Source organism: Sorangium sp. So ce1335 (genome assembly GCF_051521615.1).
Lineage (GTDB): Bacteria > Myxococcota_A > Polyangia > Polyangiales > Polyangiaceae > Sorangium.
Genome location: NZ_CP150363.1, coordinates 7,044,829 through 7,064,287, shown reverse-complemented (window position 1 = coordinate 7,064,287; position 19,459 = coordinate 7,044,829). Strand labels below are relative to the sequence as shown.

The 19,459-nt window shown below is 71.2% G+C and carries 15 protein-coding genes; 7 read left to right on the top strand and 8 right to left on the bottom strand.

What is annotated here, in order from left to right; translation table 11 throughout:
* Positions 1-199: 199 nt before the first annotated feature.
* Positions 200-1,111: a TetR/AcrR family transcriptional regulator gene (locus WMF24_RS26100; protein ID WP_437730097.1), complete on the top strand. Its 912-nt coding sequence runs from the start codon at positions 200-202 to the stop codon at positions 1,109-1,111.
* A 34-nt stretch (positions 1,112-1,145) separates the two neighbouring features.
* Here WMF24_RS26100 and WMF24_RS26095 read toward each other — a convergent pair whose 3' ends face one another.
* The 5 genes from WMF24_RS26095 to WMF24_RS26075 all read right to left on the bottom strand — a co-directional run bounded on the left by WMF24_RS26095 (position 1,146) and on the right by WMF24_RS26075 (position 9,506).
* Positions 1,146-2,084, bottom strand: coding sequence for a sterol desaturase family protein (locus tag WMF24_RS26095; RefSeq protein ID WP_437730096.1), 939 nt, complete (start codon positions 2,082-2,084; stop codon positions 1,146-1,148).
* Between the two features lie 185 nt (positions 2,085-2,269).
* Positions 2,270-2,923 (bottom strand): hypothetical protein, encoded by a 654-nt coding sequence (locus WMF24_RS26090; protein WP_437730095.1) that lies wholly within the window; start codon positions 2,921-2,923, stop codon positions 2,270-2,272.
* Positions 2,924-3,750: 827 nt separating this feature from the next.
* Positions 3,751-5,607, bottom strand: coding sequence for a CotH kinase family protein (locus WMF24_RS26085; RefSeq protein WP_437730094.1), 1,857 nt, complete (start codon positions 5,605-5,607; stop codon positions 3,751-3,753).
* A 64-nt stretch (positions 5,608-5,671) separates the two neighbouring features.
* Positions 5,672-7,810 (bottom strand): cytochrome-c peroxidase, encoded by a 2,139-nt coding sequence (locus WMF24_RS26080; RefSeq protein WP_437738856.1) that lies wholly within the window; start codon positions 7,808-7,810, stop codon positions 5,672-5,674.
* Positions 7,811-8,516: 706 nt separating this feature from the next.
* The gene (locus WMF24_RS26075; RefSeq protein ID WP_437730093.1) at positions 8,517-9,506 is read right to left on the bottom strand and encodes an AraC family transcriptional regulator; all 990 of its coding nucleotides are present in this window, start codon (positions 9,504-9,506) and stop codon (positions 8,517-8,519) included.
* 71 nt (positions 9,507-9,577) lie between these two features.
* Between WMF24_RS26075 and WMF24_RS26070 the strand changes: the two genes are divergently transcribed.
* The 5 genes from WMF24_RS26070 to WMF24_RS26050 all read left to right on the top strand — a co-directional run bounded on the left by WMF24_RS26070 (position 9,578) and on the right by WMF24_RS26050 (position 14,821).
* Complete coding sequence (locus tag WMF24_RS26070; RefSeq protein ID WP_437730092.1) at positions 9,578-10,504, top strand: zinc-binding dehydrogenase; 927 nt, start codon at positions 9,578-9,580, stop codon at positions 10,502-10,504.
* Entirely contained in the window at positions 10,501-11,220 is a 720-nt protein-coding gene (locus tag WMF24_RS26065) for an SDR family oxidoreductase (RefSeq protein ID WP_437730091.1), read from the top strand. The genes WMF24_RS26070 and WMF24_RS26065 overlap by 4 nt, the downstream gene beginning before the upstream one ends.
* Before the next feature lie 16 nt (positions 11,221-11,236).
* Positions 11,237-11,992 (top strand): SDR family oxidoreductase, encoded by a 756-nt coding sequence (locus WMF24_RS26060; protein WP_437730090.1) that lies wholly within the window; start codon positions 11,237-11,239, stop codon positions 11,990-11,992.
* A 684-nt stretch (positions 11,993-12,676) separates the two neighbouring features.
* Positions 12,677-13,540, top strand: a complete 864-nt coding sequence (locus WMF24_RS26055) for a tyrosine-type recombinase/integrase (protein ID WP_437730089.1) — start codon at positions 12,677-12,679, stop codon at positions 13,538-13,540.
* Positions 13,541-13,546: 6 nt separating this feature from the next.
* Positions 13,547-14,821 carry an IS91 family transposase gene (locus tag WMF24_RS26050; RefSeq protein WP_437729911.1) on the top strand — a complete coding sequence of 425 codons (1,275 nt, stop codon included), beginning with the start codon at positions 13,547-13,549 and terminating at the stop codon, positions 14,819-14,821.
* Between the two features lie 554 nt (positions 14,822-15,375).
* Here the strand turns inward: WMF24_RS26050 and WMF24_RS26045 are convergent.
* From WMF24_RS26045 to WMF24_RS26035, 3 genes are all read right to left on the bottom strand, one after another.
* Entirely contained in the window at positions 15,376-16,677 is a 1,302-nt protein-coding gene (locus tag WMF24_RS26045) for a cation:proton antiporter (protein ID WP_437730088.1), read from the bottom strand.
* Positions 16,678-17,106: 429 nt separating this feature from the next.
* Positions 17,107-17,721, bottom strand: coding sequence for a glutathione S-transferase family protein (locus WMF24_RS26040; protein ID WP_437730087.1), 615 nt, complete (start codon positions 17,719-17,721; stop codon positions 17,107-17,109).
* A 230-nt stretch (positions 17,722-17,951) separates the two neighbouring features.
* Complete coding sequence (locus WMF24_RS26035; protein ID WP_437730086.1) at positions 17,952-18,551, bottom strand: peroxiredoxin-like family protein; 600 nt, start codon at positions 18,549-18,551, stop codon at positions 17,952-17,954.
* Positions 18,552-18,604: 53 nt separating this feature from the next.
* Between WMF24_RS26035 and WMF24_RS26030 the strand changes: the two genes are divergently transcribed.
* On the top strand, positions 18,605-19,255 hold the full coding sequence (locus WMF24_RS26030; protein WP_437730085.1) for a TetR/AcrR family transcriptional regulator: 651 nt from the start codon (positions 18,605-18,607) through the stop codon (positions 19,253-19,255).
* The last annotated feature ends 204 nt before the right edge of the window (positions 19,256-19,459 follow it).

Genomic DNA, 19,459 nt, shown 5'->3' with positions numbered 1-19,459 from the left:
CTGATGAAGAACGGTGGACCGCCAGGGCGCCAGGGACGCCAGGACAAGAAAATTATCTCCAGGAGAACTCTCTGGCGTCCTTGGCGTCCTGGCGGTTTGTAGTATTCCCGTCCGGGCGCCGCGCTGGAGCGGATGGCGCAGTCGCGAGCGCCGTGCGAGTCGATGGGCGCGACGGCGTGACTGCCAGCCTGGACTGAGGATGAAGACAGGGATGCCCCCGGCCTGGAAGATCGAAGGACGGCAGCGCGCCGAAGAGCGGCAGCGCGCGGAAGAGCGGCGGCGCGCGGAAGAGCGGCGGCGCGCCGAAGAGGGGCAGAGCGACGAAGAGGGGCAGGGCGCCGGAGAGGGGCAGAGCGACGAAGAGGGGCAGAGCGACGAAGAGGGGCAGGGCGCCGGCGGCAGACCTCGGCGCATGGGCCGGCCGCGCAAGAAGCCGCAGCGGAGCGCGCTGGCGCCGCGCGAGCAGATCCTGGAGGCGGCGGGGCGGCTGTTCGCGGCGCGGGGGGTCGTCGAGGTCTCGATGCTCGAGATCGCCGAGGCGGCGGGGTTGCGGCAGTCGTCGCTGTACTACTGGTTCCGGCGCAAGGAGCTGATCGTCGCGGAGATATTGCAGCAGGTGAACCGGCTGCCGCTCTCGTATGCGCAGCGGCTCGAGACGAGCGGCGAGGCGGCGGACGTGCAGCTCTGGCGGTTCGTGCGCTTCGACGTGGAGACGGTGTGCGGCTTCCCGCTGGAGATCACGGAGGTCCACCGCTTCAGCGAGCGGGATCCGGCGGGGTTCGCGACGTACTGGGCCGAGCGGCGCGCGCTGACCGAGGCCGTGGCCGCGATGATCCGGCGCGGGGTGGGGGAGGGGACGTTCCGCGAGGTGGACGCCTACCTGTGCGCGCTGACGGTGCTGGCCCAGGACGAGAGCGTGCAGAACTGGTATCGCCCCGAGGGGTCGGCGCGCGCCCACCCGCTCGCCGCCAGCGATCGCGCGGCGCTCGGGTACCGGCCGGAGCAGATCGCGGAGCTCGTCGCGGATCAGACCGTGGGCGGGCTCCTGGCGCGGCCGTCGAGCCTCGCGGCGCTGCGGAGGGGGGCGCTCGCGGCGGACGGGGAGACGTAGCCGACCTCGATCGCGGCGCGTCCTCCGCGCGCGATCACGGCCTGGAGGAAGGGGCCGAGTACACGGGCCGGATCGGAAAAAGGAGCTGCTGCGCGAGCCCGAGCGACGCGCCGGGCGCGACGCCGGTCGACGCGACGTGGCCGGGTCGACGGAACGTGCCGAACAGGCGGTCCCAGAGGATCATGCAGCAGCCGTAGTTGGTGTCCTGCTCCTCACGGACGACCGAGTGGTGGTGCAGATGGTACTGGCCGGTCTGCAGGATCCACCCGGTCGCCCCGTATCTGAGCGGCAGATTGCAGTGCGTGAAATGGACCTGTATCCATATCACGAAGGGGAGGCAGCCGATCTCCTCCGGGCCGGCGCCGAGGCCCACCACGAGGGGTATCGGGAGGAGCAAGAGCAAGAACTCGAAGGGGTGGTTCACCGCCGCCTTGATGGAGTACATCTCCGTCGGCGAGTGATGCACGCCATGAGCGGTCGCGCGCCACAGGGCGCCCCACCGGTGTTGCGCGCGATGGAACCAGTACGAGATGAGGTCCGCGATGAGCCAGGCCAGGCAGAGCTTCGCCACGACGGGCCAGCTGCTCGGCCACAGCGCCGGCAGCCCCAGGCTCTCTCGCGCGCCGATCAGCCTCGGCGTGAGCGCCCGATCATAGAGCGTGGCGACGGCGGCTCCCCAGACGAAGAAGTAGCCCGCCATCCAGAACGCGAAGTTGACGACGACCTGCTTGAAGCTCGAGAGCGGCTTCCACTCCGGCCTCGCGGGCATGACCTGCTCCAGCGCGGTCATGAGCAGGGTGAAGCCGATCCCGATCGGCAGAAGCAGCTCCGGGCTCCCGTGGAGGTGGTGGCAGGCGACCAGGGCCAGGAGGACGATCGTGGGGTGAAAGGCGTGCGCGAACGTCGTCCTGAGCAGCGATCGCCCGGCGTCATCCGCGCTGGTGTCGGGCGCTTCGGTGGCCGTGGCGTGCATGAGCTTACCTCCGTCGGGTGCCTGGAACAGCTTGCGTGCGAGGGGCGAAGAGGCCTCCGGAACATCGAGCAGGGTCATCCGCGTTCCGCCGGAACGCCTGTACCCTGATCTTGGAATGTAGGCGGCGCGGATCGTCAAGGCACCGGGACTTCGCGAGGGGATGTCGTGTGCCCGAGGCCTGGAGATCAGGGCGAAAATTTCGCCAGGAAGGCGTCCTGCGTGCCCGCCGGCCAGAGGGCGCCGCCGCCGAGATCGAGCGCCCCGGAGTACGCCCCGGCGCAGATCGCGCTCCCTGCGCCGTCGACCGCCAGCGAGGCCGGCTGCTGATGCAAGGAGTCGCCGAACCGCTTGCTCCAGAGGTGAGCGCCGACAGGATCGAGCTTCACAAGGACGATGCCGAAGCTCCTGCTCCAGAGGTGCTCCCCCGCGGCGCAGGAGGCGTTCACGCCGTCGCAGTTCTCGTCCGCCGCCGTGTGGCAGTCATCGGCGGTCGGGAGCACCTCACCGATGCAGGGCCCGTAGCCGGTTCCCTGGGTGTCGCAGAACTTCGTGCCTGCCTTGCAGATCCCGACGCCCCCGGTGCCGGGCGGGCCCCCGTAGCACGGCGCAGCGTCGCCGGGGACACACGCGCAGCCGGAGCCCTCCTCGTTGGCCTGACCATCGCAGTCTTCGTCCGCCGGATCGGTGCAGGTCTCGGGCGCTGGCGTGACCTCACCGATGCAGGCGCCGAGCTCCGAGCCGTCGGCGCTGCAGGTCGCGACGCCCCGCCGGCAGATCCCGACATCGGCGGTGCTCGGCGGCCCCGTGTAACACGGGACTTGAGCCCCAGGCTCGCACACAGCGCCTCCACCACCTCCGCCGTCGCCCGCGCCCGTGCTTCCGCCAGCGCCGCCGTTTCCGCCGTCGCCCGCGCCCGTGCTTCCGCCAGCGCCGCCGTTTCCGCCGTCGCCCGCGCCCGTGCTTCCGCCTGCGCCCCCGCTTCCGCCGTCGCCCGCGCCCCCGTTTCCGCCCGCGCCGAGACCTCCGCCGGATCCCGTTGTGGCACCTCCCTCGCCGGCTCCGCTGTCAGCGCCGGCGGCTCCCCCGCTCCCGCTGGGGGCACCGTCTGCGGCGCCGTTGCCGCCGCCGCCCTCGCCGTTGTCACACGCAATGGACAGGCAACTCACCAGCCACAGCAAGGGCATCCAGACCGTTGGACGAAGCGTGAGCATCCACATACCTCCCTGAGCCGACGGCCTCCTGGGGCCGACGGTCGAACGTTTGCCGCTTGGGTGCGGCCCGCCGCGACTCCGTTCACCGCGCCACGCAGGGCTCGCCGTGGCCGAGGATCTCCGACGATCTCCTCCCGAAGGTCCGGCCGTCGAAGGCGCCGGCCGAGGTGGAGGCGATGAGAGCCCAGGGCCAGCGCGCCGTCGAGCACCTTGACGCGGCCGCCGGCGCGGGTGACGCAGGCGGCGTCGAGCGAGCGGCCACGGCGTCCAGACTGGCCTTCAGGTGCTCGGGGCCAGAGGCCTGCGGCGAGAGGTCGAGGCAGAGGATGGCCTCTCCGCCGAGCGCGGCGCGGGCTTCGATGTGTGGGGCATGGCTCGCGGCAGCGGGGCGGGCCGAGGAGGGGGCTGTCAGCCAGGGGAGTCAGTCGACGGCGGGAGCGCGCCCGACGAACGAATCAAAACAAGCCGCCCCCGAGGAGGGTCGCCTCGAACGAGCCCGTCACGGGCGCCCCGGGCTCCATCGAGGCCTTGTCGAAGCGGATCTTGCCGTCGCCGAACATGCCCGTCATCACGGGCTCCGATTCCGTGAAATCAAGCGCGAACCCGAAGACCGATTGCCAGTCGTACGGGCCCTCGCCTCCGTCGGCGAAGACCTCCGGGGCCACATAGAACACGAGGGCGCGCACCGTCCCGTCGGGGAAGCTCCCGACGATCGACAGCTGGGCGCGCCCGTTCATGATGAACTCGAACCCAGGCTGGGCGGCCTCCTGGCCCGCCGCGACGCCCACGGCCTCGGCCGATTGCGCCGTGTCCGCGGGGATCTCCACGTCGAACGTCCCCGTCCCCGCGGCGAAGGGGTCCATCTGGGCGAGCGACCCCCACGTCGTCGAGAACGTGCCCGTCATGGTCCCCACCGTCGTCATGCACGCCGTGGCGGTGGGCGGGGAGCTCCACTCGGGAGGCGTGGGCTCGATCTCGGCGGTGATCGTGGCGCGGCGCCCGCTCACGAAGCTCCGTATCGCGTCGGTCGCCACCTCCACGGCCTCCGCGTTCTCGCCGACATACGGCGAAAGGAGCCTCTCCATCCTGTCGATCTCGAGGAGCAGCGCGTCCTCGTCCCAGGCCGTCGCGAGGAGGTCCTTCATCGCCTCGGCATAGGCAGCGCGGAGCTCCGGCGTCTTGTAGAGCCGGTCCGCGATGGCCCCCCTCGCCGAGACCGACTGCGGCCGCCCTGGCGCGCCGACCGGGTCGGCCTCATCGAACGACATGTCGGGGCCCCACGGCAAGAAGAACATCTTTCCGGACGCCGGGTCGAAATACACGTGGTGGTTGTTCGTGTTGCCCGCGTAGCCGTCCCACGCGGCAATCAGCGCCTCGGTGGCCCAGTACCTCCGGAAGGTCCCGATATCGAGCACCGCGCCGAGCGTCGCGTCGAGCTCGGCGTCGCTGGCCAGGAGCGCGGCCGCGACGGCGTCGAGCTCGCTTCGGTCCGGGTCGTCCTCGTTGGTCTTCTTCTCGTACGTGGCGGTCCAGCCGTCGCGGAAGTCGCTGATCTGGCCCTCGTAGAGGTCGCCGCTCGCGTCCTGGAAATGGCGCTTGATGAGGCGCTTGCCGACCGGCTCCACGTGCGCGTAGATGCCGAGGTCCTCCCCGTTGACGGTCACGTGGGCGAAGTTGCAGCGCGAGGCGGGCAGGCCTGCGTCGCGAAAGATCTTGAACGCGAGGCACGTCTTTATCAGCGAGGGATCCTGGCGGGCGTTGTTGAGGGTCAGCCCTGCGAGGCCGGCGTGCTCGCGCCCGTCCACGTACTCGTCGAAGCTCACCTTGAGCGACGGCTTCGACAGGCTGGCGGACCCGAGGAAGCCCTTCTTGCGGACGGCGGACATCTCGAGCGTGGTGCCGTCGACGGTGACGGTCGCGGGGAACTGGGTGTAGGGGCTCTCCTTGGGGCCGTCCATGCAGCCCTCGCCGAACAGCTCCGAGACGTTGCGCGACTGTCGGCGGAGCGTCTCCCAGTCCTCGGGCGCCATGGTGATTCCCACCTCGATGACGTGGTCGGGATCGAACATGGCGTCGCTCGGGTCTGGATCGGGTGCGCTGGGGCCGCCGCCGTCGCCGGAGGGGCCGCCGCCGTCGCCGGAGGGGCCGCCGCCGTCGCCGGAGGGGCCGCCGCCGGAGGAGGCGCTGAAGGTTCCGCCGGGCGTCTGCGGCGGATCGGAGCCGCACGCGGATGCGCCGAGGGCCAGCGCGAACGCCACCGCCGAGAGCATGCTGCCTGCGCGAACGAGCGTGGTTGTGTGTGTCCGTGCCATGGGGGCAGTGTCTAGCACGGCCGCCCGCGCCCACGAGCTCGATCGACCGCCGCGCGCGCGACGCTCAGAGCGGGTTGTAGGGCGCGAGCGGCGGGAGGTCCTTCGCGCGGCGCCCAGCGGCTCCGACCGCCGGGATCTCCTTGATCTTTTCGCGCGCGCGGCCGGTGCCGTCGTCGATGGCGGTCCACTCGTTCCAGGTGTGGCCGTCGGCGACGAAGAGCTGCGGGTGATCGAACGGCGCCTGCTCGAACCGGACCCGCTCGTCCGTGAGCGCCTCCAGGAACGCCACGAGCGCCCTGGCCTCGCCGTCCGTCAGGCCGAGCGGCCTGATGTCCGGGTCGAGGTTCGTCGCGTTGGGCTCGACGCCCGTCGTGTCGCCGCCCTCCCGGTGACGACGGTTGCCGCCGCGGTTGTAGAGCTCGACGACCTGCTCGAGCGTCAGCGCGCTGCCGTTGTGGAAATAGGGGCCGGTCAGGGCGACGTTCCGGAGCGTCGGGACCTTGAAGGCGCCGTCGACGGCGTCGCGCTCGCGCGGCTCGATCGGCGCCCCGCTGGCAATCTCGAACGACGCCGGGTCGACGTGGAAGCTATCCGGGACGTCCGCCCGCGCGGCGCGGAGCTTCCCTTGCCGCGCGAAGGAGAGCGGAACGCCGAACGGGTCCACGCCCCCGAGGCCCACGTCCTCGTCGGTCGGCCGGACACCGATGTTGTAGAAGCCGCTGTCGTAGAGCGCGGGGCGGCCGTCCCCCATCAGCATCCGCTTGATCAACCCGCCTTCCTCGGCCTCGTCCTGCAGGTGCGTGGCGGCCCCGGTGAGCTCGGGGCCACGATGGCAGTTGACGCACCTGCCCTTGCCCAGGAAGATCCCGAGCCCCGCGCGCTCCTCGTCGCTCAGGGCGGCGGTGTCCCCTTCGGCAAAGCGGTCGAACCGGGTGTCATCGGACACGAGCGTGGCCTCGTAGAGCTGGATGGCGATGCCCCAGAACAGCGAGAAGTTCGCCTCGATGAGGGGCCTGTCGGCGACGCGCTCGTCCGAGCGCCAGTAGGCCTCCTGGAAGGCCGCCTCGATGAGCTCCCTGTAGGACGGCGCGAGCCCCTGTCCGCTCCGATGGCGGAGCTCGCCGAGGACGCTATCGGTCGGGTCCACGCCCTGCCTGGCGAGCGGCCTGAGCCGCAAGAGCTTCCACCCGATGTCCGGGAACGTCCTCCCCTCGCACGACATCTCGAACGGGTTGACCGCCGGGCCGACCGCCTGCGACGCGAGGCTCGCGTTGTCCAGGTCGACCCGCTCGCGCACGAGGACGCCGTCGCGCGCGGCGTGGACGGCGGCGTCCGGGTCTCGCCGGCCGAAGGGGTTCACGCCGTTGAAATGGTTGCTCGCGCGTCCGTCCCAGAAATTGCGGAAGTTGAACGCTGCGTTGATGACGGTGGGCGTGTGGCGCGGCTCGACGCGGCGCACGCTCACGCCGCCCACCTGGAAGGCGTCCGGCAGCAGCGAGCAGTCCTCCTTGTCGCTCCCGGGCACGACGGCGTTGAAGCGGGCGCCGAACGCGCCCTGCGAAGACACGATGTCGTCGGTCTCGAAGAGGATGTCCGAGTCGCGGTCGCGCGGGTCGGCGAGGCGGAAGAGCGGCCAGTCGCTCGCCCGGAGCGCGAGGTTCGGTCCGCCCCTCGCGCCCGACCCGGTCGGGTCGAACCGCCCGCGCCGCTCGGGGTCGTGGTGGAGGAGGCCGGGGCTGAGCTGGTTTCTCTTTCGGTGATCGGCGCCCGCGTGGAAGTGGCACGTCGCGCACGCCACGCCGTCGCTCCCCGCCTGCATGTCCCAGAAGAACGCCTTTCCGAGCGCGACGGCCGCCTCCCTGCTCTTGACGTACCTGGACAGGTCGCGCGGCTCCGGGACGCGGACGCCCCGGAGCGAGCCGATGGTCGGCGGATCATCCGGCGCGGGCGCCGCGCCTTCGCCCGGCGAGTACGACGGCGGCGGCGGATGCGGCGGCGGCGGCTCGCCGGTCCCGGGCGCGGCCGGCGGCGCTGACCCGCCGGGGTCGAGCGACGATCTCGGTCCGGGATCCGCGCCTCCCGTGCCTTCGGGCTCGAAGGTCCCTTCCGAGCAGCCGGCGATCGCCGACAGGCCGATCAGGGCGCAGGCGAGCATCGCTCCGGGCCCGCTCGCGCGCGGGCCGCCACAGCAAGCATTGACCATCACGAGGAAACCTCCTTCGTCAGTGCGCGGGTGAATGACGGGCGGCGCGCGCCGGCGCCCCCCCGCGGGCCAGCGCGGATCCCGCCCATCCGTCCTGCGACGCGCGGAGCCCCGCGAGCGACGGCGCTCGACGGCGCTCCGCGCCCATCGTTCCAGTTCCTTCAGGCCATTCGAGTCTCGGGACGACAGCGCATGTCCGGGGCGCGCGGCGACGTCTCGCCCTGTGTCGTCTCGTCGCGGCCGGGCGTCTCCTCGCGTCGCGAGCACACCGGCGCGCGCGATGGAATCGAGGGACAGGACGGCCTCAGTCGAGGACCGGGCGAAGAGGGGTGAGGGGACATGACGTATCCCCACAGGGTGCCTGCGCCGCGCCGCGCAGGCCCGGCCATGCGCGCCGCCGAAACCTGACTCATCCACCGACCCGCGGCAATGTCGTCGAAGCCGCACCGCGCGCAGGAGCGAGGCGAGCGCGGATCACCTGGTCATCGAGATCATGGCGAGATCGCGAGACTGCCCTCTTCGAGGATGCCTTGAAGGAACGGGAAGTACGCGAATGGCTCGCTCGCGGCGGAGCCTGTCCGAGGCGGACCGCGCCGGGCGCCCCTCGGTGCACGGAGCCCTCGGCGCGGCGCTCCCGGGCTGGCCGGGACGCGGAGAGACCCGGGATCCCTCCTCTCTGGCGTCCCTCGCGAACATGGCCTCTCGATCACGCCTCCCTGGCGCGCGGAGCCCGGGAGACCTCGTCGCGGCCCTGCCGCCGCACGGCGCTCGGCGGCGACCCCGAGAATCGCTTGAAGGCGCGGCTGAAGGCCGCCTCGGAGTCGTAGCCGAGCCGGCTCGCGGCCTCGGCGACGGTCACGCGCTCGTCGCGCAGCCAGCCGCTCGCCAGGTGCATGCGCCAGCGCGCGAGGTAGCGCGCCGGCGGCGCGCCCACCACGGACGCGAAGCGCTCCGAGAAGATGGATCGCGACATCCTCGCGACGTCGGCCAGCGACTCCACGGACCAGGGGTCGCCCGGGCGCCGGTGGATCGCGGCGAGCGCGCGGCCGATCTGCGGATCGCGGATCGCGGCGAGCCAGCCTTCCGTGTCCTCCCTTCGCGACTCGACCCATGCGCGGACGACCCGCGTGATCACCACGTCGGCGAGGCGCGTCATCACCGTCGCGGCGCCGACGCGCCGCCTGAGCACCTCGTCCGCCATGGCGTCGAGGAGCACGGGCAGCACCGGGTCGTCAGCGCCGCCGCCGCGCACGAGGAGCAGCGGGGGCATCAGCTCGAGCAGCGGATTCACGGCCGGCTGGGCGAAGCTCACGCTGCAACAGACCAGGATCGTCCGCGCGCCCGCGCCGCCGGCGCGCATGTCGAAGACCCGGTCGCCGATCTCCTCGAGCGGCATCTCCTCGAGCGGCCTCACGCGCCCGCGCGCCCTGTGCGCGATCGCGTGGTGCGCGCCGTGCGGCAAGAGGGCGACGTCGCCGGCGTGGAGCTCCAGCCACCCGCGCTCCGGCGCGCGCAGCCAGCAGACGCCCGAGACCACGAAATGGAACCGCGCCTGCGCCACCGGGGGGAGATCGATGCCCCAGGGGCGCGTCAGCTCGCAGCGGCCGTAGGTCCCCTCCGACAGCCGGAGGTCCTGGAGGACCTCGCTCAGCGCGTCGGGGGCGAGCGCCTCCTCGCCGGACGATCGGTCATGCATTGGAGACAAAGTAGCATGGAACGACCGCGGTGACGGGCCCACGATGCCGAGCAGGAGGCATGAGGAACACGATGCGTGCGCTTGTTCATGATCCCAGCCAGCCGCGAGGGCTTCGCTTTGCTGACGTGCCGACCCCGGAGCCGGCGCCGTCGCAGGCGCTCGTGGAGGTCCATGCGATCTCGCTCAACTTCGGAGAGGTCGCGTTCCTCCCGGAGCTGCGCAGGCCCGGCGAGGTGCCGGGGTGGGACGCGGCCGGCGTCGTGGTCCGCGCCGCCGCCGACGGCTCGGGGCCGAAGGAGGGGGCGCGGGTCGCGACGTTCGCGCCGAGCGGCGCGTGGGCGGAGCTGCGCGCGGTCGACACGGCCGATATCGGCGCCGTGCCGGGCTCGGTGGATCTCGGCGCGGCGAGCACCGTCCCGGTGGCGGGCGTGACGGCGCTGCGCGCGCTGCGCGCGCTCGGGCCGGTGGTGGGGCGCCGCGTGCTGGTCACGGGCGCCTCCGGGGGCGTGGGACGCTACGCGGTCCAGCTCGCGCACCGCGCCGGCGCGCATGTGGTGGCCGCGGTCGGGAGCGCGGCGCGCGGCGAGGGGCTGCGCGAGATAGGCGCCGACGAGGTCGTCGTCGGGCTGGACGGGGTGAAGGAGCCCGTCTTCGGGGTGCTCGAGAACGTCGGCGGCGCGCAGCTCGCGCAGGCGCTGAGCCTCGTCGAGCGCGGCGGCTCGGTGCAGAGCATCGGCATGGCGTCGCGCGAGCCGAGCACCATCGACTTCGAGCAGGAGCGGCGGCGCGCGGGGAACCGGCGGGTCGAGGTCTTCGTTGTCGGTCGGAGCTTCGGGGCCGACATTGCGTATCTCGCCTCGCTGCTCGGGCGGGGGGAGCTCGACCCGCAGATCGGCCTTCGTGGGGGCTGGGAGCGGGCGGAGGAGGCGGCCCAGGCGCTCCTGGACCGGCGCGTGGCGGGCAAGGCGGTGCTGGAGCTCCGGAGGGAAGGGCGATGAGCGAGCTGTCGAATCGAACGGTGGTCGTCGCGGGCGCGAGCTCGGGAATCGGGCTCGCGACGGCGCGGGCGGCGGCGGCGCGGGGAGCGCGCGTGGTGATGCTGAGCCGATCGCAATCGAGGCTCGACGAGGCCGCGAGGAGCGTCACCGCGGGAGCCGCGCGCGCGGTGGCCATGGATATGCTGGATCCGGCCGCCGTCGATCGCGTGATGGGGTCGATCGGGGGCGTCGATCATCTCGTGCTCACCGCCGTCGCGGACGAGCTCGGGAGCCGCGCGCCGATCGGGGCGCTGACCGGCGAGCAGGTCGAGCGGAGCTTCGACAAGCTGCGCGGGTTCGTGAACGTGACGCGCGCTGCCGCTCCGCTCCTGCGCGAGGGCGGATCGATAACACTGGTGGCGGGCGCCTCGGCGGTGAAGCCGCCTCGAGAGGGGTTCTCGGTGCTCGCGGCGGCGAGCGGGGCGATCCTGAGCTTCGGCAGGGCGCTGGCGCTGGAGCTCGCGCCGGTGCGCGTCAACGTGGTGATGTCGGGCGTGGTCGACACGGCCATTCACGCCGGGCGGCGCGAGCAGATGAAGGCCTGGGCCGAGAAGGACCTGCTGGTCCGCCGCTTCGGGCAGCCGGAGGACATCGCGCACGCGATCGAGTTCTTGATGACCAACCCGTACATGACGGGCCACACGCTCACGGTCGACGGTGGCCTCGTCGCGATGTGAGGGGATGAGGTGACGGATGGAAGGGAATCATGACCATGGGCGCGCGCTCGAGGGGCGACGGGTCGTCATCGTCGGCGGCACGAGCGGAATGGGGCTCGGTGCGGCGAGGGCCGCGGCGAGGGCGGGCGCGGAGGTGATCGTCGCGGGGCGGCGTCCGTCGGGCGAGCGCGCTGCGAGCGCGCCGGAGGACGCGCGCTTGGCGCACGAGACCGTCGATGTCACGGACGAGGGTTCGGTCAAGGCGCTGTTCGAGCGGACGGGGGAGCTCGATCACCTGTTGATCACCGCCGCGCCAAACCCCGGTTCGTGGGGCGTGTTCCTCGAGCAGGACGTCGCGGGTGCGCAGCAGTTCATGAACGCGAAGTTCTTCGGGAGCTGGGCGTGCGCGCGGTATGCGGCGCCGAGGATGCGGGCCGGGGGGTCGATCACGTTCCTGACCGGCGGCGCCGCGGTCCGTCCGCGCGCGGGGGCGTCGATGGTGTCGGCGACGTTCGCGGCGCTCGAGACGCTGGCGCGCGGTCTGGCGATCGAGATCGGCCCGCTGCGCGTCAACACGATCCGGCCCGGGTACACCGACAGCGAGATGTGGAGCTTCCTCGACGACGAGGCGCGCGAGCAGCTCCGGCAGAAGGTACGGGCGGCAATGCCCGTACGGCGCATCGGGACCGTGGAGGACATCGGGCACGCGGCCGTGTTCCTGATGACCAACCCGCAGATGACCGGGGCGGTGCTGGAGATCACGGGGGGCGAGACGCTGGTGGACGGGCTGTAAAAGTGAACCGCGACCCGACCCGGATTGTCGACCCGGATTGGGCGGTGGGGACCCGACCCAGGTTGGGGGATCCGACCCAGGTTGGGCGCTGGGCGGCGGGGACCCGGTGGGGACCCGACCCCGGCGGGGACCCGACCCAGGTTGAGGTTGGGACCGGGGGGATCCGACCCAGGTTGGGCGCTGGGCGGCGGGGACCCGGTGGGGACCCGACCCCGACGGGGACCCGACCCAGGTTGAGGTTGGGACCGGGGGGATCCGACCCAGGTTGGGCGCTGGGCGGCGGGGACCCGACCCAGGTTGAGGTTGGACCAAGCCGCTTCGCGGCAGCTCCAGCCACCATGAGACCTTGGGAGCCATGGACCTGGCGGCGGCGCTCGGGCCCCCGAGCGAGCGCGATGCGGACGAGGTGCAGGAGTTCGGCGTGAGGCTCAAGAAGATGCTGCGGGCTCTGCTTCGTTGAGCATTCCGGATACCGAGCCGCGATTTCCTTCCGCGGCTCGGGTCCTTGTCGTCGTTGCAGTTGTCGCGGCAGTGATTGCTGCCGCAGCGCGGCTTTTGCCGGTATTCCCTGCGAAAATAAACGCCCGGCGCAGCGCAGGACTGCCCGCCTGCCGCCTCATTCCCTGCCCACCCTGCCGGTCGCGACGCCCCTGCCCGGGCGCCGCGTTCACCAGGAGGGCAGCGATGGGACAGCTCCGCGATCGAATGGCCGAAGACCTGAAGCTGCGGCGATACAAGCCGTCGACATGCGACAATTACCTCCGCTGCGCACGGGCCTTCGTAGCCTACCACCGCAAGCCGCCGCAGCAGCTGGGTCTCGACGAGGTGCGCGCGTTTTTGCTCTACCTCGCCGAGCAGCGGAAGATCGCGGAGGCGACGCAGCACCAGTACGTGGCGGCGATCAAGTTTCTCTACGCCACCACGCTCGGGCGTCCGGAGGTCGCTGTCGCGATCCCGTGGCCGAAGGTACCCCAGAAGCTGCCGCCGGTCCTCAGCGGCACCGAGGTCGAGGCGCTGCTCAACGCGATCGGCTCGGTCAAGCAGCGCACGATCGTGCTGACGGCGTACGGCGCCGGTCTGCGCATCGATGAGGTCTGCTCGCTGCGGGTCGAGGACATCGACAGCAAGCGCCACCTCATCCACGTCCGCAATGGCAAGCACGGGCGTGATCGGTACGTGATGCTCAGCGCCCCCGTGCTGACCGCGCTGCGCATCTACTGGCGGGCGGAAAGACCCGCTGGACCGGAGCTGTTCCCGGGTCGCCAGCAGGGCTCGGTCATCTCGCACGAGGCGGTGCGCAGCGCGCTGCGCGAGGCGGCGAGGCGCTGCAAGCTGCACAAGCGCGTCACCCCGCACGTGCTGCGGCACAGCTTCGCTACCCACCTGCTCGAGCTCGGCACCGATATCCGCGTCATCCAGGCGCTGCTCGGCCACCGCTCCATCCGCACCACCGTCCGCTACGTCCGCGTCAGCCAGGCTCACATCGGTCGCACCCGCAGCCCGGCCGAAGTGCTCGGCACTCAGGAGGCCAAGAAGAAGCTCGGCTGAGCTCGCGTGCACCCGCATCGCCCGGCGCCGCGGCCCGCGGCCGCGGGTAGGCCTCGGCTCGAGGTCGCGGATATCGTCCGCGCCCACGGCGAGGCCTACCTGCGCGCGCACGCCGTCTCCGCCGCCCAGCGCAAGGTCCTGCGCGACATCGCTGCGTGCAGGACCGCGGTGCTCGGCGGCCATGTCGACGTGTGCACGAGCTGCGGCCACGAGCAGCCCTCGTACAACTCCTGCCGCAACCGCCACTGTCCCAAGTGCCAGAGCCTCAGCCAGGCCCGGTGGATCGCCGAGCGGCAGCAACGCATCCTGCCGACGCATTACTTCCACGTCGTCTTCACGCTCCCGGCCGAGCTGCGCCCGCTGGCGCTCGTCAACCAGCAGACGGTCTTCGATCTGCTCTTCCAGTGCGGCTCGCAGACCCTGCTCGCGCTCGGCCGCGATCCCAAGCGGCTCGGCGCCGATCTCGGTGTCACCGCCGTGCTGCACACCTGGAGCCGCGATCTCAGCTTCCATCCGCACCTGCACTGCATCGTCACCGGCGGCGGGCTTTCGCTCGACGGCTCGCGCTGGATCGAGGGGCGGCGCGGCTACCTCTTCCCTGTGCAGGTCCTCGGCAAGCTCTTCCGCGGCAAGTTGCTCGCCGCGCTTCGGCAGGCCTATGACCAAGGAGAGCTCGACCTGACCGGCGGGGCCGCCGCGCTGGCCAACCCCGCGGCCTTCGCTGCGCTGCTCGACGCGCTCTACCGCAAGCCCTGGGTGGTCTACGCCAAGCCGCCCTTTGCTGGGCCCGAGCAGGTCTTTGCCTACCTCGGTCGCTATACCCACCGTGTCGGGCTGTCCAATCACCGACTGCGGTCGATGGATGAGCGCGGCGTGTGCTTCCGGACCCGCGGAGACAAGACCGTGACGCTCTCCGCCGAGGAGTTTCTGCGTCGCTTCCTGCTGCACGTGCTGCCTCATCGCTTCGTGAAGATCCGACACTTCGGCTTGATGGCAGCGTGTCACGCCACCACCACGCTCGAGGTGGCACGCACGACGATCCTGGCGGCGCGAGACGCAGCGCAGCGCGCTGTCGGGGGAGAGGAGCGCCGGGAAGGCAGCTCTCACGAGCACGAGCCCTCTCCGCGCCACGTCGTCAAGGTCGACTGGTGCACGCTGCTCGCCGCGCTCACGGGGATCGACCTGTCCCTCTGTCCTCGCTGCGGTCAGGCTGCGATGGCTCGCCGTCCGCTGCCGTCGTGCGTCGTCGCCTCTTCCGCTGCTCCTCCGGACACGTCATGAGCATCGATGGCCTGGGCAGGAGCAACGACACCACCTCCGTTGCGCGGCGGTCAGGCATCGATCCGCCTTCTGCGCCGTCCATGGCGGCGGCGTGCGTGCTCCTGGGCCTCCGTCGGCGCCGCGCTCTGCCTCGGCACGTCTGCGCCCGACGTCGTGGCAGCGGGATGCCCCCCGCGTGCGAGCCCCGCCGAGCCCGCCCTCTGCTGCCTTCTCGGGCAGGATCCCCATAGGCCTCGCGACCGCTCCGCCCGGCCGCGAACCGGCCCGGTCCAACCCGACGTTTGCGGGACTGCGCCGGGACCTCGCCGCCGCCGCTGCTCAGGCGCAGTCCCGCAAACGCCTATTCGTTGGGCGGCCCGACCCAGGTTGAGGTTGGGGCGACCCAGGTTGGGCGGCCCGACCCAGGTTGAGGTTGGCGGCCCGACCCAGGTTGGGCGGCCCGACCCAGGTTGAGGTTGGGGCGACCCGACCCAGGTTGAGGTTGGGGCGACCCAGGTTGGGCGGCCCGACCCACGTTGGGGCTGGAGCGATGCGAAGCCGCCGCGGGCGCGCGATCAGGCGGCTGCCACGGGGAGCCGGTCCTCGGGCTCAGGCGTGGCGGCTGCGGCGATCGTCCGGCGCAGCAGGGGGCCGATCGTCAGACCCTGCACCACGATGGACGTGACCACCACGACGTAAGTGATCGACAGCACGATCTCGCGCTCGTGGACGAGCGAGCCGTCCGCGAGCTTCCCCGGTATGGAGAGCGCCAGGGCCACGGAGACGCCGCCGCGCAGACCGCCCCAGGTGAGGATGCGGATCGCGCCGGGGGTGAAGGGCCTGCGCCTCTTCATGAGGCTCACCGGCAGCGCGACAGCGATGAACCGCGCCAGCAGCACGACGGGGAACGCGAGCACCCCCGCGAGCACGGACTGGCCGTCGAAGGCGATGATCAGGAGCTCGAGGCCGATCAGGACGAACAGCACCGCGTTCAGGATCTCGTCCATCAGCTCCCAGAAGTCGTCCAGGTGCTCGCGGGTCTTCTCGCTCATCGCGCCTGCGCGCGCTTCATTCCCGATGAAGAGGCCGGCCACCACCATCGCGATCGGGCCGGAGACGTGAATGGCGTACGCCAGGGCGTAGCCGCCCGCCGCGGTCGCCAGCGAGATCAGGACCTCGACCTTGTAGTCGTCGACCTTTCGCAGCATGGCGAGCGCCACGAAGCCGAGCGCGAGGCCATACAGCACGCCGCCGATCGCCTCCTGGAGGAACAGGAGAGAGAGCCTCTGCAGGTCGAAGCCCGACGTCCCCGACGCGATCTCCAGGAGCCCGATGAACGCCACGACGGCCATGCCGTCGTTGAAGAGCGACTCCCCGGCTATCTTCATCTCGAGCTCCTTGGGCGCCCCCACGTGCTTGAGGACGCCGAGCACCGCGATGGGGTCGGTGGGGGAGATCAGCGCGCCGAAGAGCAAGCAGTAAATCGGCCGGATCTCGACGCCCATGAGCGTCATGAGGCCGTAGGTCATGCCGCCCACCAGCAGCGTGGACATGAGCACGCCCCCGGTCGCCAGGACGCCGATCACGAGGCGTTGTTTCTTCAGATCGGCCAGGTTGACGTGCAATGCGGCGGCGAAGAGCAGGAAACCGAGCATCCCTTGCATCAACGTCTTGTTGAAGTCGATGCCCGAGAGGTGCTCCCTCGCCGACGCCTCGACGGCCGGGAACAGCACGCCGATGGCCACCATGGCGATGGAGGTCGTCATCGCGATCAGCATCAAGCCGATCGTTGTCGGCAGCCTGAGGAACCGGTGGTTGAGATAGCTGAAGATCGCAGCGAGAGAGAGCAGGGCCGCCGAGACCTGGAATAGATCCATGCTCCCAGACCTACGGGCCGACGCGCATCGGCTCATGCGAGGCGCGGTGTCGCCCGGGTTGAAGGTTGGACGTCAAAGTTTCCCTGAGCAGAAGATTCAACCTGTCTCGAAATGTCAAGTTCCAGCAGCCTGGCCTATGTCGCTACCGGCGACCTGCCCCGGGTTGCCGGGGTACCCGACTCCGGGGTACCCGACCCAGGTTGAGGTGGGGGTACCCGACCCAGGTTGAGGTGGGGGTACCCGACCCAGGTTGAGGTGGGGGTACCCGACCCAGGTTGAGGTGGAGGGTACCCAACCCAGGTTGAGGTGGGCGACCCAGGTTGAGGTGGCGGTAGAGGTGGGGGGTACCCGACCCAGGTTGAGGTTGGCGGGGGGTACCCGACCCAGGTTGAGGTGGGGGTACCCGACCCAGGTTGAGGTGGGGCTCGATCAGGGGCGGGGCTCGATCGTCGGCAAGCGGTGCGCCGTGTCGATGAGTGAAGCGCGAGCCGCCGTGGCGGTCCACCAGGCTGCCAGGGTGGGACGCCCGATGCGCCAGTTGCGCTCGGGCCAGCGGAAGTCGAGGTAGCCCAGCAGACACGCGACCCCGATCTCGCCGATTGTGAAAAGTTCCGTCGACAACGGTTCTGTCTCGAGCGCATCGAGTGATGCGGCGATCGCTTGCTCGAGCCGCGGAGCCATCGGGTCCGGGTGCTGCGCGGCACGCCGTTCGGCGGCGAACAGCCGTCCGGCGGCCGTTGTCGCGCCGTCGGTCAGGCCCTGGAGCCGCAAGGCGCGGCGACGCTCGCGGCCGGAACGAGGAAAGAGCCGTCCGCCGCCGGCCCTCTCGTCCAGGTGGTCGCAGATCGCCGACGACTCGTAGAGGATCTCGCCTTCTTCGAGGATCAGGGTCGGGACCTTGGCCAACGGGTTGACCGCCCGTAGGCGAGGATCCGTCCACGGGTCGGTTTCAACCAGCTCGATCTCTCCTGCGAGGCCCAGTTCGTGGGCTGCGATGCGGACCTTGCGGGCGAAGGGGGAGGTAAAGGCGATCCACAGCTGCATCGGCGAAGGGTGGCCCATCTGGGGCAATGGAGGGCGACCCAGGTTGAGCGCCCCGAGCGAGCGCCCCGACCCAGGTTGAGCGCCCCGAGCGAGCGCCCCGACCCAGGTTGAGCGCCCCGAGCGAGCGCCCCGACCCAGGTTGAGCGCCCCGACCCAGGTTGCGCCCTTACCGCTGGATACCCGACCCAGGTTGCAGCGAACCGGCGAACCGGTGTCGGCATCGTCCGTGCTCATGCAGTGGCAGCGGACGCACGCCTCGTCGCGGTCGCTCTCGCGTGTTGCGCCAGGGTCACCAGATCGTCCACGGACCACGCGTCGTCGACGTGCTCGCCATACTTTGCGGCCAGCACCCGCCCGTCGCTCGCGAGCAGCAGGTCGGCCGGCAGCCCGAGCCGGCCACCGTGCGGATCGCGCGAGGGAAGTCGCTGCCGCCGCGCGATGACCGCCGGCACACCGAGCGCGATCGCCCTTGAGATCGGCCACCACGCCCGCGGGTCCAGCAGCGCGCGGGGGGCGGACTCGACGCCGAACTCGCTGTAAAGCTGCCTGTCCGGGTCGGCGACGACGGCGAACGGCAGGCCGGCCACGTGCTCGCGGAGCTCGTCGGCGGGCGAGTGGAACAGCACCACCTCGCGGACGCCCGCGGCGGTGATCTCGTCGTGTCGGTGAACAAAGGAGCGCAGGTGGAGGTGGCAGACGGGGCAACCGGCGAAGCGCCGGAACTGCAGGTGGGTCAGGAGCGCAGGGTCGGGGACACGCACCGGAACGCCGGTGACGCTCACGACCTCGCGCCCGGTCACGATGGCGCCGGGCCTCACTTGCCTGGACATCAGCTCACCTCCTTTTAAGCGTACATCGTATACTTACCGAGTATGCGCGTACGATGTACACTGTCAAGGTCATGCCGCGCCCGCGCTCGCTTTCCCATCGAGGCATTGCCGTCGCAGCGCTCGCCGTCATCGACCGAGAGGGGCTCGCGGCGCTCTCGATGCGCGCGGTCGCCAGCGAGCTGGGGATGAGCACGATGGCGCTCTACCGCTACGTGAACGACCGCGAGCAGCTCGAGCGGCTGGTGGTCGACCTGGTGCTCAGCGCCGTCGACGTCGAGGTGCCCTCGCGCGGCTCGTGGATCGAGCGGGTGACGATCCTCGTCGGGCGTGTGCGCGACGCCATCCGTGCGCATCCGTCGGTGGTGCCGCTGACGTTGGCCCATCGGCACAGCTCCGAGGGGGTGCGCCGGTTCGGAGAGGTGCTGCTCGCGGTGCTGACCGAGGCCGGCTTCGCCGGAGCGCAGCGGGTCATCGCCTTTCGCAGCTTGCTCAGTTACGTGATAGGTGCGCTGCAGGCCGAGCACCTCGGGCCGCTGTCGGGGACAGGTACCGCGCAGCTCGCGGAGCTGTCCGAGGCGGAGTATCCGTTTCTCTCAACGACGGCGCGAGATGCGCGGTGCGTGCCGCCGGACCGGGAGTTCTTCGGCGGGCTAGCGATCGTGCTGCGCGGTCTCCAGGCGGACGCGCAACGCTCGGGTTGTTGACGACCGGCGCCCCTCCGGGAGCCGACCCAGGTTGAGCGCCCCGACCCAGGGTGAGCGCCCCGACCCAGGGTGAGCGCCCCGACCCAGGGTGAGCGCCCCGACCCAGGTTGGGCGCCCCGACCCAGGTTGGGCGCCCCGACCCAGGTTGGGCGCCCCGACCCAGGTTGGGCGCCCCGACCCAGGTTGGGCGCCCCGACCCAGGTT

Excerpts from the sequence above, each read along its gene's own strand:
- WMF24_RS26030 (WP_437730085.1), top strand. The coding sequence starts at position 18,605 with ATGTACACTGTCAAGGTCATGCCGCGCCCGCGCTCGCTTTCCCATCGA.
- WMF24_RS26080 (WP_437738856.1), bottom strand. The coding sequence starts at position 7,810 with ATGGTCAATGCTTGCTGTGGCGGCCCGCGCGCGAGCGGGCCCGGAGCG.
- WMF24_RS26045 (WP_437730088.1), bottom strand. The coding sequence starts at position 16,677 with ATGGATCTATTCCAGGTCTCGGCGGCCCTGCTCTCTCTCGCTGCGATC.
- WMF24_RS26085 (WP_437730094.1), bottom strand. The coding sequence starts at position 5,607 with ATGGCACGGACACACACAACCACGCTCGTTCGCGCAGGCAGCATGCTC.
- WMF24_RS26035 (WP_437730086.1), bottom strand. The coding sequence starts at position 18,551 with ATGTCCAGGCAAGTGAGGCCCGGCGCCATCGTGACCGGGCGCGAGGTC.
- WMF24_RS26075 (WP_437730093.1), bottom strand. The coding sequence starts at position 9,506 with ATGCATGACCGATCGTCCGGCGAGGAGGCGCTCGCCCCCGACGCGCTG.
- WMF24_RS26060 (WP_437730090.1), top strand. The coding sequence starts at position 11,237 with ATGGAAGGGAATCATGACCATGGGCGCGCGCTCGAGGGGCGACGGGTC.
- WMF24_RS26065 (WP_437730091.1), top strand. The coding sequence starts at position 10,501 with ATGAGCGAGCTGTCGAATCGAACGGTGGTCGTCGCGGGCGCGAGCTCG.
- WMF24_RS26040 (WP_437730087.1), bottom strand. The coding sequence starts at position 17,721 with ATGCAGCTGTGGATCGCCTTTACCTCCCCCTTCGCCCGCAAGGTCCGC.
- WMF24_RS26070 (WP_437730092.1), top strand. The coding sequence starts at position 9,578 with ATGCGTGCGCTTGTTCATGATCCCAGCCAGCCGCGAGGGCTTCGCTTT.
- WMF24_RS26095 (WP_437730096.1), bottom strand. The coding sequence starts at position 2,084 with ATGCACGCCACGGCCACCGAAGCGCCCGACACCAGCGCGGATGACGCC.
- WMF24_RS26100 (WP_437730097.1), top strand. The coding sequence starts at position 200 with ATGAAGACAGGGATGCCCCCGGCCTGGAAGATCGAAGGACGGCAGCGC.
- WMF24_RS26055 (WP_437730089.1), top strand. The coding sequence starts at position 12,677 with ATGGGACAGCTCCGCGATCGAATGGCCGAAGACCTGAAGCTGCGGCGA.